Source organism: Sphingopyxis indica, assembly GCF_032879645.1.
Classification (GTDB): Bacteria; Pseudomonadota; Alphaproteobacteria; order Sphingomonadales; family Sphingomonadaceae; genus Sphingopyxis; species Sphingopyxis indica.
The window spans coordinates 3895393-3910546 of sequence record NZ_CP076394.1 but is presented as its reverse complement, the minus strand read 5'-3'; the positions used below and the strand labels follow the sequence as shown (position 1 = coordinate 3910546).

General features: G+C 60.9%; 16 protein-coding genes. 10 read left to right on the top strand and 6 right to left on the bottom strand.

Annotated elements, in window-relative coordinates:
* Positions 1-34: 34 nt before the first annotated feature.
* Positions 35-1090 carry a hypothetical protein gene (locus tag KNJ79_RS18450; protein WP_317152139.1) on the bottom strand — a complete coding sequence of 352 codons (1056 nt, stop codon included), beginning with the start codon at positions 1088-1090 and terminating at the stop codon, positions 35-37.
* A gap of 213 nt (positions 1091-1303) precedes the next feature.
* Here KNJ79_RS18450 and KNJ79_RS18445 point away from each other — a divergent pair, with 213 nt between their 5' ends.
* The gene (locus KNJ79_RS18445; protein ID WP_317152138.1) at positions 1304-1816 is read left to right on the top strand and encodes a hypothetical protein; all 513 of its coding nucleotides are present in this window, start codon (positions 1304-1306) and stop codon (positions 1814-1816) included.
* A 27-nt stretch (positions 1817-1843) separates the two neighbouring features.
* On the opposite strand, the gene KNJ79_RS18440 is transcribed toward KNJ79_RS18445, so the two are convergent.
* Positions 1844-2470: a hypothetical protein gene (locus KNJ79_RS18440; protein WP_317152137.1), complete on the bottom strand. Its 627-nt coding sequence runs from the start codon at positions 2468-2470 to the stop codon at positions 1844-1846.
* A gap of 194 nt (positions 2471-2664) precedes the next feature.
* Here KNJ79_RS18440 and KNJ79_RS18435 point away from each other — a divergent pair, with 194 nt between their 5' ends.
* Positions 2665-3687, top strand: coding sequence for an LLM class flavin-dependent oxidoreductase (locus tag KNJ79_RS18435; protein WP_317152136.1), 1023 nt, complete (start codon positions 2665-2667; stop codon positions 3685-3687).
* Between the two features lie 11 nt (positions 3688-3698).
* Here KNJ79_RS18435 and KNJ79_RS18430 read toward each other — a convergent pair whose 3' ends face one another.
* Positions 3699-4142: a PaaI family thioesterase gene (locus KNJ79_RS18430; protein ID WP_317152135.1), complete on the bottom strand. Its 444-nt coding sequence runs from the start codon at positions 4140-4142 to the stop codon at positions 3699-3701.
* Between the two features lie 194 nt (positions 4143-4336).
* On the opposite strand from KNJ79_RS18430, the gene KNJ79_RS18425 reads away from it, so the two are divergent.
* The 5 genes from KNJ79_RS18425 (at position 4337) to KNJ79_RS18405 (ending at position 9323) form a co-directional block, all read left to right on the top strand.
* The gene (locus KNJ79_RS18425; protein ID WP_317152134.1) at positions 4337-4669 is read left to right on the top strand and encodes a GNAT family N-acetyltransferase; all 333 of its coding nucleotides are present in this window, start codon (positions 4337-4339) and stop codon (positions 4667-4669) included.
* 202 nt (positions 4670-4871) lie between these two features.
* Entirely contained in the window at positions 4872-6182 is a 1311-nt protein-coding gene (locus KNJ79_RS18420) for a hypothetical protein (RefSeq protein WP_317152133.1), read from the top strand.
* 58 nt (positions 6183-6240) lie between these two features.
* Positions 6241-7659 carry an MFS transporter gene (locus tag KNJ79_RS18415; RefSeq protein WP_317152132.1) on the top strand — a complete coding sequence of 473 codons (1419 nt, stop codon included), beginning with the start codon at positions 6241-6243 and terminating at the stop codon, positions 7657-7659.
* A gap of 72 nt (positions 7660-7731) precedes the next feature.
* The gene (locus KNJ79_RS18410) at positions 7732-8820 is read left to right on the top strand and encodes a PIN domain-containing protein (RefSeq protein WP_317152131.1); all 1089 of its coding nucleotides are present in this window, start codon (positions 7732-7734) and stop codon (positions 8818-8820) included.
* 50 nt (positions 8821-8870) lie between these two features.
* Positions 8871-9323, top strand: a complete 453-nt coding sequence (locus KNJ79_RS18405) for an RES family NAD+ phosphorylase (protein WP_317152130.1) — start codon at positions 8871-8873, stop codon at positions 9321-9323.
* On the opposite strand, the gene KNJ79_RS18400 is transcribed toward KNJ79_RS18405, so the two are convergent.
* A complete protein-coding gene (locus KNJ79_RS18400) occupies positions 9314-9592 on the bottom strand; it encodes a hypothetical protein (RefSeq protein WP_317152129.1) in 279 nt (92 codons plus the stop codon). The genes KNJ79_RS18405 and KNJ79_RS18400 overlap by 10 nt on opposite strands.
* Positions 9593-10196: 604 nt before the next feature.
* Here KNJ79_RS18400 and KNJ79_RS18395 point away from each other — a divergent pair.
* The 3 genes from KNJ79_RS18395 to KNJ79_RS18385 are packed head-to-tail and all read left to right on the top strand — an operon-like array spanning position 10197 to position 12817.
* On the top strand, positions 10197-10940 hold the full coding sequence (locus KNJ79_RS18395) for a TadE/TadG family type IV pilus assembly protein (RefSeq protein ID WP_317152128.1): 744 nt from the start codon (positions 10197-10199) through the stop codon (positions 10938-10940).
* Positions 10934-11545, top strand: coding sequence for a TadE/TadG family type IV pilus assembly protein (locus tag KNJ79_RS18390; RefSeq protein WP_317152127.1), 612 nt, complete (start codon positions 10934-10936; stop codon positions 11543-11545). Before KNJ79_RS18395 ends, KNJ79_RS18390 begins: the two co-directional genes overlap by 7 nt.
* Positions 11546-11566: 21 nt before the next feature.
* Complete coding sequence (locus KNJ79_RS18385; RefSeq protein WP_317152126.1) at positions 11567-12817, top strand: TadE/TadG family type IV pilus assembly protein; 1251 nt, start codon at positions 11567-11569, stop codon at positions 12815-12817.
* Between the two features lie 3 nt (positions 12818-12820).
* On the opposite strand, the gene istB is transcribed toward KNJ79_RS18385, so the two are convergent.
* Positions 12821-13588 carry an IS21-like element ISSsp5 family helper ATPase IstB gene (gene istB / locus KNJ79_RS18380; protein ID WP_007686288.1) on the bottom strand — a complete coding sequence of 256 codons (768 nt, stop codon included), beginning with the start codon at positions 13586-13588 and terminating at the stop codon, positions 12821-12823.
* Positions 13585-15078: an IS21 family transposase gene (gene istA / locus KNJ79_RS18375; RefSeq protein ID WP_031294232.1), complete on the bottom strand. Its 1494-nt coding sequence runs from the start codon at positions 15076-15078 to the stop codon at positions 13585-13587. Before istA ends, istB begins: the two co-directional genes overlap by 4 nt.
* Between the last annotated feature and the right edge of the window lie 76 nt (positions 15079-15154).

Sequence of the window (15154 nt, the reverse complement as noted above, 5' to 3'; positions counted from 1 at the left end):
TGGGCTGCACGTCGGGCCATGGCGCGCACTCCAGCTACCGTCCGATAGTCATCAGCACCTCGTCCAATCGATCGAACAGGCGATTTTCCGGCGGGTCGCCGCGGTCAGCGTCGTCAAGCATAAGGCACAGATCCGCCATGCTGATGATGAGGATGAATTTTCCGGTTTCGCGTAGATCTCCCGCTGCAACCTGGAACGCCTGGGGCGAGGCCCCCTCGCGTGCGATGATAATCGCAAAGGCCCGCAGCCCTCTACGCATCAGGTATTTGGCCGTCGTGTAGATAGGTGCCTGTCCTACAGGCTCGGCGTAGTTTTTGGCATCGAAGACGACGTAGCGTGTGGCAAAGTCCGTTGCGATCATCCCCCAGAAAGACTCCCAGCCTGGCCGGATGCGCCCGATCAGGTCCAGTCGATTGAGTCCATCATCTGTGCGTTGCTGGGTTACCAGGTTATGCAGCTCCTTGCCGAAAAGAAATTGGATCGCTTCGTGACAGCCAGCTTCGAACGCCGGCCACCCATCAGTGCCTGCAGGGGTCGCCCTCAGTTTGTCGGCGATCCGTCTGCCAGGCTTTTCGTCGGACGGGATGGTTTGCGGCTCCGCCGTAGGCCCGTCGATCATCGTCTCGGCCGCGAGGCCCTCGAGCGCATCTGAAAGTTCGTTGGTCGATGCCAGCTCGCGCAGCTTGTCGAGGTCCCAGATTCTGATCCGATCGCCGGCTGCGGCGTTCAACTCGATCAAGAGAACGGGTGCAATTGGCACGGTAAAAATGATCACGCCGCGATGCAGGCTGTTGTGGGCGATAACCTGCTCCATAAAGGAAACCGCGTCGCTGACCCTACCGAGCCAGTTATTGCGCCAGCGGATCATTTTGATCTCGATCGCGGTGATCTCGGTCATCCCAGCGGGTGTGAAAACAAAATCCGGGGCGAACTGATACGCTTTCCACTCCTCTTCGTCGGAAGGCGATTCATCGGGGCGCTGCTGGAATGCTTGTCCGACGTGCGGCTGGTTCAGGATCGAGCCCACCAACGAGGTCCATTCCGAGGCAAGGTTCATCGTCTCAATGTGCAGGTCCTTCGCTTTGCCCATTCATTCCCCCCTTGGTGCAGGCGACCGCAGTATCACGAAATCTTCGCGGCGGAAGGCGGTGCACAGGCTGTTCAAAGGTCATGCCGCCGATTGCCCGAGTCGGATTGTTTCCCCTTGCCTGACCCTGTGTTCGCGCAGCACCGGTCGTACAGCGCATCCTGCCAGTGTACGGATAGGGGCCGCGCTACCGTGCGGTAGACGGAGAGCCGCAAGTTGACCAATGTGATGCCAATGCTCCTGGCATTGATCGCCGGAGACCTGTTCAGGCGTATCATCCCAGACTCCTCCAGAGGGGCGCTATCGCGCCTCAAGGTGCCGTTCGCGTGCCTTTTGATCGCAAGCCTTGGGTCGGAGCTCGCGAAATCGTCAACCGCGGGCGATGGCCTCGCCATGATACGCGATTCCATCGCGCTCGTTCTCGCCCTCGGCATTCTCGTCGCCTGCGCCTTGATCATTTTCGCGGAGAGGGCCGGCTACCCTGTCGTGGGCGCTGACCGCCCTGCGCTGCGGCTAAAGGTTATTCCGGCCGCATTGCTGGTCAGCGGCGGGGGGCTGATGGCGGCGGCAACCGGAGCGAGCGTCTTTCTCCTGACGTCGAACGGCTATGCTGGGGAATTCAGCCTTCCTCCCGCTGACAGCGTTCTGCGGGTCATGACTTTCCTCGTCGGGGTGGATTTAGCCGAGGATTTGGGCTTCATCCGAAGGGCTATGACGCCCGATTCGTAGGCGCTCTGCATCTTCAGCAGCGCTGGCTCAAGCGGGCGCCTCTCCCCCCGTCTCCGTTTCCTCGAGGGCCGTGCGAAGGACAGCGAATGCGCGGATCATGTTGCTGTGAACCTCCTGTGCCGTATCGCCCCAGCCCCAGAGCTGCAGCTGGATAACGTTGCCTTCGGCGTCGGGGTCATCCTCGTCGCCGAGCGCGAGGAACAAATGAGGCCAAAGTGCCCAACCCCAGCAAGCTTGGTCGAACTGGGGTGCGATCCGCTTCAATGCGCGCTCCAGCCGCCGCGCGAATGGAGTGAGATCGCCCCCGAGGGTGTTCCGACGAAGTTCGCGGAAGAAGACCGTGACCCGGCACATCTGTTCGAGCGCCTTTGACGAGACCCCGGACCCATTGGAGCGAAGGGGGCGGAGGCCAAAATCATTGGTTTCAAAGGGGCTCGCCGGGCCATTGGCCCACGCGATGAAGTCCACGATTGCGTCCTCGATTGCCGTTCCTTCGACGTACCGCAGATCCTCCAACCCCGTGCGTATCTCGCCAGGATTGGCCTTGAAATCGATATAACGCCCATCTGGAGTGGCTGTCGTTACCGTCCAGGGATGATAGCGCCCCATAGTTTGGGCGACGGCGTTCTGTTCTTTGTCGAAGTAGACGAGCATGAAGGGGGTCCTACACGTGCCGAGTGTGGCGATCGAGGGTTTCAGATCGGCATCGGCTATGACGCCGGCCGCTTTTGCTTTCCTTGATTGCCGGTGTGAACCCGGTGTCAGGCTGTGCCGAACAGTCACGGTTGTCCCCCCAGGCGCCCGAACCGATATGGTGACGGAGTCATCGCAGCCGGGTACGTTCGAGAATGAAGAAAATCGGGTTCCTTTCGTTCGGCCACTGGGGCGCATCACCTTATTCGCAGGCGCGGTCAGCTTCGGATGTGCTCCTTCAGTCGATTGACCTCGCGATAGAGGCAGAGCGCCTTGGAGCCGACGGAGCCTATTTTCGCGTTCACCATTTCGCGCGGCAGCTCGCGTCGCCTTTTCCGCTCCTTGCTGCCATCGGCGCGCGCACAAGCCGCATCGAGATCGGCACGGCGGTGATCGACATGCGCTACGAAAACCCGCTCTATATGGCGGAGGACGCCGGCGCGGCCGATCTGATCGCCGGCGGGAGGCTGCAGCTTGGGATCAGCAGGGGTTCTCCAGAGCAGGTTATCGACGGATGGCGTTATTTCGGCTTTCAGCCCGAGGACGGCCAGTCGGAAGCCGATATGGGGCGCCGGCATGGCGAAGCTTTCCTCGAGGCGCTGAAGGGCGAGGGGTTCGCGCAGCCCAATCCGCGCCCGATGTTTCCGAACCCGCCAGGCCTTCTGCGGGTCGAGCCGCATTCTGAAGGCCTTCGCGACCGCATCTGGTGGGGTGCCGCCTCCAATGCGACCGCGATCTGGGCGGCGAAGCGCGGGATGAACCTGCAGAGCTCGACGCTGAAGGATGACGAGACCGGCGAGCCATTCCACATCCAGCAAGCCAAGCAGATCCGCGCCTATCGAGAAGCCTGGAAGGAGGCCGGGCACACGAGGCAACCGCGGGTTTCGGTGAGTCGGAGCATCTTCGCTTTGGTCGATGACCGCGACCGGGATTATTTCGGGAATGGGGGCGAAGATGCGGACCAGATCGGCCTGATCCATGAAACGAAGCGTGCGATTTTCGGCAGGGGCTACACGGCTGAGCCGGACAAGTTGGTCGAACAACTCAAAAAAGATGAGGCGATCGCCGAGGCCGACACGCTTCTCCTGACGGTTCCGAACCAGTTGGGCGTCGAATATAACGCTCACATAATTGACGCCATTCTGACGCATGTCGCGCCGGGTTTGGGATGGCGCTAGCCGTGCTCGGCTCAGGGTAGCGTGTAGCCGACGGTCGACAGCGCGATCATGTGATCGACCGTTCCCTGCCAAATGCGCACATCGACGGTCGCAAGGCGCCGGCCGAGTTTCAGAATGGTCGCGTCGGCAAATACGGTATCTAGCTGGCAGGCGCGCAGGAATGAAATCGATAGCGCGTTCGTGACGGCCATTGCTTCCGGACCGTGATGAGCGGCGATGATTGCATAGGCCGCGACGTCGACCAGCGCCATCAGAGTAGGGCCTGAAACGATCCCGCCGGGCCGTATCATCGACCGGTTCGGCACGAGGCGCATGCGCAGGCTGTTGAGGCTGAGGCTTTCGACGACGCCGTAACTTGACCGGGTGTCAGCCGGGAACGCACGGTCGAGGAAACTCGACACCTCGTCGATCGTGAGGCGCAGGCTAAGCGTGGACTGATTATATCGATCGACCATGCCATCTCATAGCGCGGTCGACCGGACTGGCGACGGAGCCGGGTTGTCAGGATCGCGAACGCCGCGTTCTCTCACGTCGAACAAAGAGGGGGCGTTCATGAGGGCGCACGGACTGAACCCTGTGTAAGCAGCGACTATGAGGCTGTGACGAGATCGGCAAAATCGCCGGGCTCGCGACGAGGAATGGAGCAGGCATGACGGAACTCAGCATTACCAAGGAGCATATCGAGGGCCGCTACTGGCGTTATCTCGGACGCATCGACGGGATCGATGGCGCAGCCGAGATCGTCTACACCCAGCGTGGGCCGGACCTTATCAGCGCGGATCACACCGAGGCGACGGAAAGCATGAAGGGCACCGGCGCCGCCGCCGCTTTGGTCGTCTATATGGTTGAGGACGCCAGGAAACACGGCTTCAAGATCATGCCGCTCTGTCCCTATGTGTTTGCCCAGTACCAGAAGCATCCTGAGTGGGCCGATGTCATGACGATCGCGCCAGGCGAGGACCAAAGCGCCTTGTTCGGCTGAACCCGATCGTGCGCTGCGACAGGCGGGGGTTCGAGCGTGTCCGGCGGCAGGGAATGGCGTCCCCGGGTCGAGATTCCACCACCACCGCCGGGTTCACTGCCCGTTGAAACGGCACCTAGCGGTGAATCTGGTCGGAAATGAGATAGTCAAATCCCTGCCGACCTTGGCGCGGCTATGAGGGGGGCGACCTCCTCCGGAGAGTATGTTTGGTATGAAGGTTTTCTGGTCCTGGCAGAGTGATCGCGATCCCGCGTTACACCATTATTTCGTTCGCGACGCATTGAAGGAAGCCTGCAAGCTCATTGCGAGTGATCCCGACTATGAGGAGGCCGACCGGCCCGAGGTCGACCATGACACGAAGAATGTAGGGGGCACGCCGGACATCACCTCAACGATTCTGGGCAAGATCGCGGCGGCGAACGTCTTTGTGGCCGATATGACCCCGGTCGGCGTCACCGATCCCGCAATCCTGCAGCCTGCCGTGCCGCCGCAAAAACGTTCAAAACCCAAGTTTCTCCAGAACCCGAACGTGATGTCCGAGCTCGGCTATGCGGAACGTGCTCTCACGCAGGGTCGGATCATCCTCGTTGCGAATGCCGCGCACTATCCCGGAGAGGAGGCGCTGCCGTTTGACTGGCGTCATCGCAGCGGCGCGAAGACCTATCTCCTGCCGGACGGTGCGACCAAGGAGGAGATCGCAGCGGAACGGAAGCGCTTCGCGCAGGTCATGAAGAGCTGCATCCTGACTATTCTGGCGGCACAAACACCAGCAATGGCGCCCCCACCGGAAATCGTGTGGCATCCGTCGAGCGAGACGGATGTTGCCGTCTGGAAAGGTGCTGACGAAGCGCTCAGTTTTCGGAACGCCTCCATGGAGGAGCCCCAACGGGGGGTGAAGCTCAACGCTGGTCGGCGGATTTATGCCCGCCTCGCGCCATCGGAATGGTCGGCCCCGCCGCGCAGTGACCTTGAGCTCCGGATATCGAAGATTGGTCTTGAGATCCGTAGCAAGGATGGCGACTGGGGATTGAACGGTGATGGGGCCCTTTCCGTATGGGGCCGCATCGACGGCGACCGAAATGCCATGGCGGTCTGGAACGCCACGCAGTGGTTCCAGAGAACCGGCGAGATCTGGGCGGTGAACACCAACAGCTTCACCGAGCATAAAGGGCGACTCTGGCTGTCGAGCGCAATACCGTTCGGTCCGCTTGATGCCTTTCTTGAAAAGGCGATCGCCGGCATCCGCGAGATGGGCGGCAAGGGGCCCATCGCGATCAAGCTCGGGGCGACCGACCTCTCGGACACGGTCTTTCCCGGCGCGTATAGTTCGCAGTTCGTCGAGGCAGTAGCCAGCGCCGCCGCGGTGGAGGGGCAAAGCGAAGCCTGGACAACAGCGGAGCGGCGCGCGCTTCTCTTGAGCTTCTGGAACGAGCTTCTGGACGCATACGGTCGACCGCCCATGTCGATGGGCGACTTTGAGCGGGCTGCCGAGGTGCCGCCCATGATCCGGTGATACCCATGGCGCAACCCCAACCATCATACGCTATTCGCACCTCGATAAAGGCACTGCGATGACCAGCATCCCTGCCCCGTGCGACGCAGCCATGGCCGCGACTGCGGCGCGGAAGGCCACCCGGCATTCCGGTGCCATCCTGGTTGCGACCATATTGGCGTCGAGTCTGTCGTTCGTAGACGGGTCGGTGGTGAATGTCGGGCTCGCCGCTATCGGAAACGAACTCCGCGCCTCTCCAGCTGATCTCCAATGGGTGGTGAACGCCTACCTGCTCCCGCTTTCCGCCTTGCTGCTACTAGGAGGCGCCGCCGGCGATCTCTACGGGCGTCGGCGCATGTTCCTGTGGGGCGTGGGCGCCTTCGGCGTAGCATCGATCCTGTGCGCGGCGGCCCCTAGCCTTGGGTGGCTCATCGTCGGGAGGGCTGTTCAGGGTATCAGCGCCGCGATGCTGTTGCCGAATAGCCTGGCCAGTCTAGGGGCGGCGTTCACCGGCGAAGAGCGAGGCAAGGCGATCGGTACCTGGGCGGCGGCCGGCGCCGCGGCCGGTGCAATCGGTCCACTCGTCGGCGGAGCGTTGATCGACCTGGTCGGCTGGCGCGCGATCTTCCTGGTGAATCTGCCGCTTGTCCTCGGAGCCTTGTGGCTTGGCGCGCGCTATCTCCCGGAAAGCCATGGTGAGGGTGGCAGCAAGCTCGATTGGCCCGGAGCCATTCTCGCGACGATCGGCCTCGGTGCTCTCACATGGGGCCTCACCATATTGTCGGGCCAAGCTGCGATGCGCGGCGGCGGCTGGGCGGTCGCAATCGGAGCGACCGCACTTTTGCTTTTCATTTGGGCTGAGCGCAAGCGCGGCGATCGCGCGATGATGCCCCTCGGCTTGTTTGCCACGCGATCCTATATCGGCCTCTCGATTCTCACGCTGCTGTTATACGGCGCGCTGGGAGGGTTGTTCGTTCTCCTGCCATTCCTGCTGATAGAAGCGGGCGGTTATTCAGCCGTTCAAGCGGGCGCGGCTCTGCTGCCGCTCTCGATCGTGATCGGTCTCGCCTCGCGGGCGATGGGAACCCTCGCTGCACGCATAGGCCCGCGTTTGCCTCTGACGATCGGTCCCCTCATTGTCGCGGGCGGCTTCCTGCTTCTGAGCCGCGTCGATCCAAACGGTTCATATTGGACGAGTGTCATGCCAGGTCTTCTCGTGGTGGCGATCGGTATGGCAGGCGCGGCCGCCCCACTGACGACCGCGGTCATGAATTCGGTCGACGAACGGCACGTCGGTGCCGCGAACGGAGCGAATAGCGCGCTTGCTCGGACAGGTGGCCTCGTCGCAACCGCTTTAGTGGGAAGCGTGATCGCCTCGCGCGGGGCCGTTCTGGTGCATGAAGTGGCGGTTGCGAGCCTGGTCGCCGCAGCGATGAGCGCTGCGGCAGGATGTGCGGCGCTTCTCCTTCTTGAGCCGGAGCGGATGGAGCCCGCATAGTCGCGCTCCAAATAATGGCGACGAAGAGCGAGGAGTAGCGATGCGCAGGTCCTCGCCATTTGGTGGCTGGCAATGACCGATAAGAAGTTCAAATTGCCGGTGAAGAAAAGTCCGAAGCCAACGCCGAAGGCCTTCCTTGACGCAAATGTCGTGATAAGCGCCGGAAAGCCTCCTGGTGGCCCCGAAATCGCGCGCGTTATCGATCTGGTCGAGGCTGGCCTTGTCACCGTGCTGACCACCGACCTCACAATGGGCGAGGTCGCGAAGAAGCACGTGCAGAATGACTTCGATGCAATCAGGGAGATCAGCCAGCCTCATTTCCGGCAGATCGTCGAGGGTGCGACCGGGATCGCGTTGCCCGCTATCAAGCGGCCCGAGCTGCGTCAGAAGCTCAAAGCGAAATACGACAAGGCGACTGCCGAGATGTTCAAGGCACTCGGGGCCACCACGCTCGCGATTGATGACGTGAAGCCATCGGTCGTTTTCGACGCGTATGCGGCGGGCGAGGGCTTCTTCGCCGGTGACAGCAAGAAGGACCAATTCCCCGATGCGTTTGCCTTCGAGTGCCTCAAGAACGAAGCATCGAAGAGGCACCCAGTGATCATCGTTTCAAACGACGGCGATTTCGAGGGTCCGGTGAAGGGAGCGAGCCACATCTCGTTGGTGAAATCGTTCCCTGAACTGTTCAAGGCGCTTGGCCTCGAAATGGCGGCGCCCGAGCTCGACACGTTTTTCAGCGATCATGATGACGAGCTGGTCAAGAAGGTCGACCAAGAGCTCAATTCCTGGGGCCTGGAGGCGAACGACGTGATGGACGCCGAGATCGACGAGATCACGGTCAATTCGGCGGAAATCAAGAAGCTCACCGCGTTTAAGCCGAGCGAAGGTGGCCGGCCGATCTTGGTCGTGGGGACGCTAGAGGTACAGGCGCTTATTTCCTTCACCCATCCGAACTGGGATGAGGCGATGTACGACTCCGAGGACAAGGTCCTTATCCCCTTTGAAGACGCAAGCGGCGAAGCAGAAATCTTGCTTTCGATCGACGTGGCGATGTCAATTGCGCTCGATGACGACGGAGACCCCGAAGAGATCGAAGCCCTTCGATTTCGCAACGGCGATTTCCAATATGTCACGCTGTATCCGCCGGACATGTACAAGTAGGTCATGTTGATGATTTCCGCACGCACGCGGCCCAGGTTTGATGGTTCGCTATGAAGATTTGGCGTTTGGTACGCGAGGGCCATGAGGACCTCGATGGCTCTGGGACGATGAAGTTTGGAGGGCGATATTCGTCCCCCGGGCGGCCGATCGTGAATTTCGCGAGCGAGGCGGCGCTCGCGGTTCTGATAGCGCTACGGTACCTGCCGACCTCGGACGATGCGATGCGCGTGCAATATTTCCTTGGCTGGACCGAGATCGATAGTGAACCGGTCCGGATCCCCGACCAGGGCGATGATGCTGTGAAGAAATCCCTCGTTGACGAATGGGCTGAATCCCGCCGGACCCTATTCGCGGCGTTGAGTTCCGCGGTGTTGCCCGAGGCGGACATCATCCTCATGAATCCGCTTCATTCCGAAGCGATGCGCGTTCCGCCTCTGACCGTGCGCCCATTCTCGTTTGCCCAATGTCTTCACCGACCGCCTATGCTGGACCATTATCGCTGACATGGCGGATGGCGTGTCAGGCAATGAATGGGGCCATTGAGGATGGAACGGTTCTTCGCGTCGAACGGCACTTCCCTGAAGATCGAGGCCCAGACTGCAAGAATGTGACTCTGCGCAGGTGCGAGGTCGATGTCCGTTACCGCCAGCAGCCCGAGCAACTCGCCGAAATCCGCACCGTCGATAAGGTCAGCAACTTTCAGTATGTCGCGCTCTATCGCTCTATCCACCCGATCACTACAAATAGCGGAGCGCTGGGCCGTGCGCGTCAATCCGAGGCCTGCGGCGCTATGGCTATGGGCTCGCGGAAGTAGCTTGAGGCACGCTTCTTCGAGTTGGATGGGATGTGCTCCGGGGCAGTGCCCAATGGCCCGGCCAACCTTGGGAAAGGGTGGTTGTTCGGCGAGCCAGGGATCAGCGCTGCTCGGATCCGGCATTCGTTGAAGGATCGGTTGGGTAGGCGTTTGCGCCGAACTCGGCGTTCGCGCCAACGGAACAATCGAAAAGCCTTCGCGATTGCTGTGATATATGTACCGCGATAGTAAAACCGCGTAGTAATAAGGGAGAATGCCAAATCCCACTACGCGGGGCGGGCCTGTTTTAGCCTACACGGGGACTGCGCAACAATATCGCTTATTGTGGCGGTAAATAATGACGAACGAGGTGGCGAGCCTCATTCGCCGGTATTGCGCTCGTTGGTTCGGAGCACTGGGCAGCGCCTGAAATAACGGAATTGCTATTTTACGAGTTAGACGCCTGGCCGTCATGAGGCCCGATCCGCTGTCAAGGGTTCGGGCCAGCGTATCGGTCAGGTCGATCACACGTCGCCGGGGGAGCTCGCAACCAACGTCGTCGCCTACGCAGCGTGAGGTTTCCATGCGCCGTGTTCCAAGAAAATCCGTTGCCGATCATGAATTGCCGAGCCCTCCAGATGCTCCGGACGGTGGCATCCTTGGCGTGCTCTCGGCGGTAGGGCGCAGCGCCAGAGGAAGCGCGGCGCTTGAATTCGCGATCGTCGCCCCGGCATTCATCGCTCTGCTGCTTGGAGCACTCCAAATCGGCCTGATCTACCTTGTGCAGACCGGGCTCGAGACAGCTGTCCAAAGCTCGGCGCGGCTAATTATGACAGGTGTCGCGCAAACGATGTCGCCGGCGGGCAATTCTACGGGTCAGTCCGGCATGAGCGCTGCCGATTTCAAGGATGCGGTTTGCATCGGCATTTCCGGGTCCGATGTTAATGGCAAACCGCTGACCGTCCCGCGCGCACTTCCGCCGTTCCTCAGTTGTAGCCGCGTTGCGATCAATGTCGCAGTGATGCCGGTAGGGTGCACTTCCCCAAACCTCTCCGCTCCGACCTACGCCTACTCAAATGGCGTGCTTATCAGTACGGGCGGCGGATATGGGAGCTCGGATTGTGCGGGGACGAGCCATGCGAACGATGGGCTGGTTGGCACGCAGGGGCGACTTGTCATCGTGCAGCTTTCCTACTTGTTGCCTGCGTTGGCGGCCCCGCTCGGGTTCAACTTTATCACTAGTCCAAACGGCGAACGCCTCGTCGTGGCAACCTATGTCGTAACCGTCGAAAATTATGGCTGTGCCACCGGGGTGCAGGTATGCTGAAGCGGTTCTCCAAAGAGACGACAGGCATCGCGATGGTCGAATTCGCGATCGTCCTCCCCATAATGCTGATCCTGTTTGTGAGCGCCTACGTCATTGCGGACATGGTCGCCTGCTACCAGAAAGTAACGATTGCGACGCGGGCGCTGACGGATCTCGTCAGCACAGGCGTGTCGCCCTCCCGGCCAGCTGCGAACGAGGTGATTGCAGCATATATTGGCGGGGCGCAGCTTGTCCTTGCGCCCTTCGATCGGGCGAATGCGACACTCCAGATCTCGGAATTGCGAGTCTGCGATGCGACGCACGCTTTCGTGATCTGGAGCCACGCACAAACTGGCACAGCGCCAACAACCCCGTCGCAGGTCGCTGGCACCGTCGTCGTGATTCCTCCGGACCTCATTACAGGCCCAATGATACCGTCGTCGCCTGATGGCTCGAACGTCTGCAACAATGCGACAGGCAGCGCAACGGTGACCCAAGTTGGTACGGCGGGCGGGTATCTGTTCTTCGGCCAGGTCGTCTACGTCTACACGCCAGCAATTAGTTACGGGCAATCCGGCACAATCGCACTTGCTGATAAGCTTTACATGAGCCCCCGCCAAAACTGAGGGATCGAGAGGTCACCTTACATGCGAATTTCGTTTTCCAGGACCCTCAGGCGCCTCGCCTCGGAAAAGCGCGGAAATATCCTGCTCCTTGCCGCGGCCGGGATTCCGTTGCTGCTTTTCGCCATTGGCTTTTGCATCGACTATAGCAACGCCGAACGCTTGCAGAGCAAACTCAACGCGGTCGCCGACGCCGCAGCACTTGCGGCCGTTGACCCGACCATGCTCGGTCAAAGCAGCGCTGTCGCCAAAGAAGCGGCGGAGAAGATGTTCGACCAGCAGGTAAGCGGTTTAACGGGCGTCAAGGTGAGCAGCCGGGTCGTCATCATTGACGATGCCTCATCAGGCAGCCTTGGCACATTGCGGACTGCCCGCGTGAGCTACAACGGTACTTCGAGCAACTATTTCGCCAGCATTCTCGGGATGCCCACCTTGTCAATTCATGGGACGGCGTCGGCAAACTCGTCGCAGCCTCCGAGCATGAATTTCTACATTGCACTCGACACCTCCCCTTCGATGCTTCTGCCGACCACCAGTGCCGGCATCGACAACCTTATTGCCGGCGCTCGCTGGAATGGTGAGCTCGTTCGTTTCGGAAGAGCGGATGGCTGTGCCTTTGCCTGCCATTCGGGCAATATGCAGCAGTGGAATAACGGCACATATGTCGTGGATTCGCACAAGAACGCTATCTACTTGAACAACGGGGCGAACGCCGGATCGATGCCGTTCTTCCGGGTATCGTGTGACGGAACGGTCTTCGACAACAATGGAACCATAATCGGTGGATATGCGCAGATTCGTGTATCGGAAAATGGTGGCACGTCGGATAATTATTGCTCAGGTTATTCCCCCGCTTCGAATCCCGTGATATTGCGCTATCGCCCGGGTGGGACCGGCTCGTACACGTCCGTCTCCGTCAATTTTCCCGACACGTGGTGGCTCGCGCGCAACTACGGCCTCGTAAACCCTGGGAGCTCTCAGATTACATTGCGGACTGACGCGGAGAGCAGCGCTGCGGCAGGCGTGATCCAATATGCGTACACGTTGCAGCGGCAATATGCCGGCGCGACCGTGCCGCCTGTCTACAAAATGCAGTTCTTTACATTCAATATTGGCAGTCCAGCCGCGCTCGATGTCTCTCCATTTGGCGCAATGTGTCAACGGCGGAGCAAAAGTCGGCCATTCGGCGGCGTAAAACCAGGCCATCGTGTTACATGCCGGGGGGAGTGGCGTGAGGGCGTAGCCCGAGGGCCACTCCCCCCGGCATTGGTGTAATTTTCAGGGTCTGGTTTTGGCCTTGCGGGCCCGGCTGTGCGCGAGGCGATAGCTTTCGCCGTTCATCTCGAGGATGCTGACGTGATGGGTCAGGCGATCGAGGAGCGCGCCTGTGAGACGCTCAGATCCGAAGGTTTCGGTCCATTCGTCGAAGGGCAGGTTGCTGGTGATGAAGGTGGAGCCGCGTTCGTAACGCTGGGAGATCAGCTCGAACAACAGTTCGGCGCCGGTCTTGGAGAGCGGCACAAAGCCCAGTTCGTCGATGATGAGCAGCTTGTATCCGGCCATCTGCTTCTGGAAGCGCAGAAGACGGCGCTCGTCGCGGGCCTCCATCATTTCGCTGACCAGCGCTGCCGCGGTGGTGAAGCCCACCGACAGTCCTTTCTGGCATGCTGCCAGTCCGAGCCCCAACGCTACGTGCGTCTTTCCGGTGCCTGATGGCCCCAGAGCGATGGCGTTCTCACGCCGCTCGATCCACTCGCAGCGCGCCATCTCGAGCACCTGCATCTTGTTGAGCCTGGGGATGGCGGCGAAGTCGAAGCTGTCGAGGCTTTTGACGGCGGGGAAGCGCGCGGCCTTGATGCGCCGCTCGACCATGCGACGCTCCCTGTCGATCATTTCCATCTCGACGAGGCGGGCGAGGAAGCGGATATGATCGACGCCTTCAGCGGCACATTGCCGCGCGAGCTTGTGATGCTCACGCAGGCACGTAGGCAGCTTGAGCGCCTTGAGATGGTGAGCGAGAAGGATCTCCGGGGCCTGATCGCTCATGCGGCCTCCTGCCGGTCGGAGAGCAGGCTCAGATAGGCTCTGGCAAAGGTCTTCTCGACCGTGGTGCGTGGCAGGAAGGGATAGACGTCCAGGTCCAGCCTGGGCGGTACGCGTTCGATCCGGCACAGGACGAGGTGCTTGACGGCATCGAAGCCGATGGCGCCAAGATCGATGGCCTGTTCGACCGCCGCCTGGAGATCGGCGAGGGTGAACGTTTCCAGCAGGCGCAGTACCTGCACATATTCGCGCTTGCCATGTTTGTGCATGCGCCCTTCCATCAACCGCTGCAGTGTCGTGAACGCTTCGGGCAGGTCCCAGCCCTGCAAAGGCGCAGCCTGGTCGAATGCGTTGATCTTCTGCTCGATCAGCGGGAGATAATGGAGCGGGTCGAAGGCAACCTCCTCGCGGGCATAGCAACGAGGATGACGGGCGATGACTTCGCTGCGGCAGCCGATCACCACCTCATCGACATAGGCCCTGATCCAGACCTCCTGATGGCCCCAGGCCACCGGAACCGAATAATCGTTGGTCCTGTAGCGCACCAGGGATTGCGAGGAGACCCGCCCGCCTTTCTGATCGCAGGCCTCGAAGGGTGTAGCGGGCAGAGGCTGCATGGCCGCGAGATCGCGCTGCAGCCGCTCACCGATCGTCTCGCTCTGCCCGCGCACCTTGTCCTGCTGGCGCTCGCGGCATTGCTCCTCCAGCCACAGGTTGAACGCCTCCCAGGTCGGGAACTTCGGGATCGGCACCATGAAGTTGCGCCGGCAATAGCCTACCAGCCCCTCCACATTGCCCTTCTCGTTCCCCTTGCCCGGGCGAGCATAGCGGTCGCGGATCACGTAATGTGACAGGAAAGCGCTGAACAATGTTGCACGCTGCCGCGTGCCGTCGGGCAGGATCTTCGCCACAAGGCAGCGATCGTTGTCATAGACGATCGAGCGCGGTACCGCGCCGAAAAACGCGAAGGCATGCACGTGTCCGTCCACCCAGGCCTCCGCCACCGCCGCCGGATAGGCCCGCACATAGCAGGCATCACTGTGCGGCAGATCGAGCGCGAAGAAGTAGGCCTTCTGCTCCACCCCGCCGATCTCCACCAGCGCTTCCCCGAAATCGGCCTGCGCATCTCCCGCAGGGTGCGCCAGCGGCACGAACATCTCCCGGCTGCGCTGTTCGCGCTCCCGGATGTAATCCTTGATGATCGTATAGCCGCCGGTGAAACCATGCTCGGTGCGCAAACGGTCGAATACCCGCTTCGCCGTATGGCGTTGCTTGCGCGGGACACTGCGGTCACCCTCAAGCCATCCATCAATGATCGCCACAAACCCGTCCAGCTTCGGGCGCTGCGGTACGGACTGGCGCCGGTAACCCGGCGGCGATGAAAACGACAGCATCTTGCGTACCGTATCGCGCGACACATTGAAACGCTTCGCCGCCGCCCGTTGGCTCATGCCATCCGCGCAAGCCAGACGGACCTGAAGATAAAGTTCCACGCTGTAGATCCCCACACCTCCCTGACTCGGCAGAAAGGCTTCAAGGTGGACGACTTTTACGCCGCCCGCAGCAGGA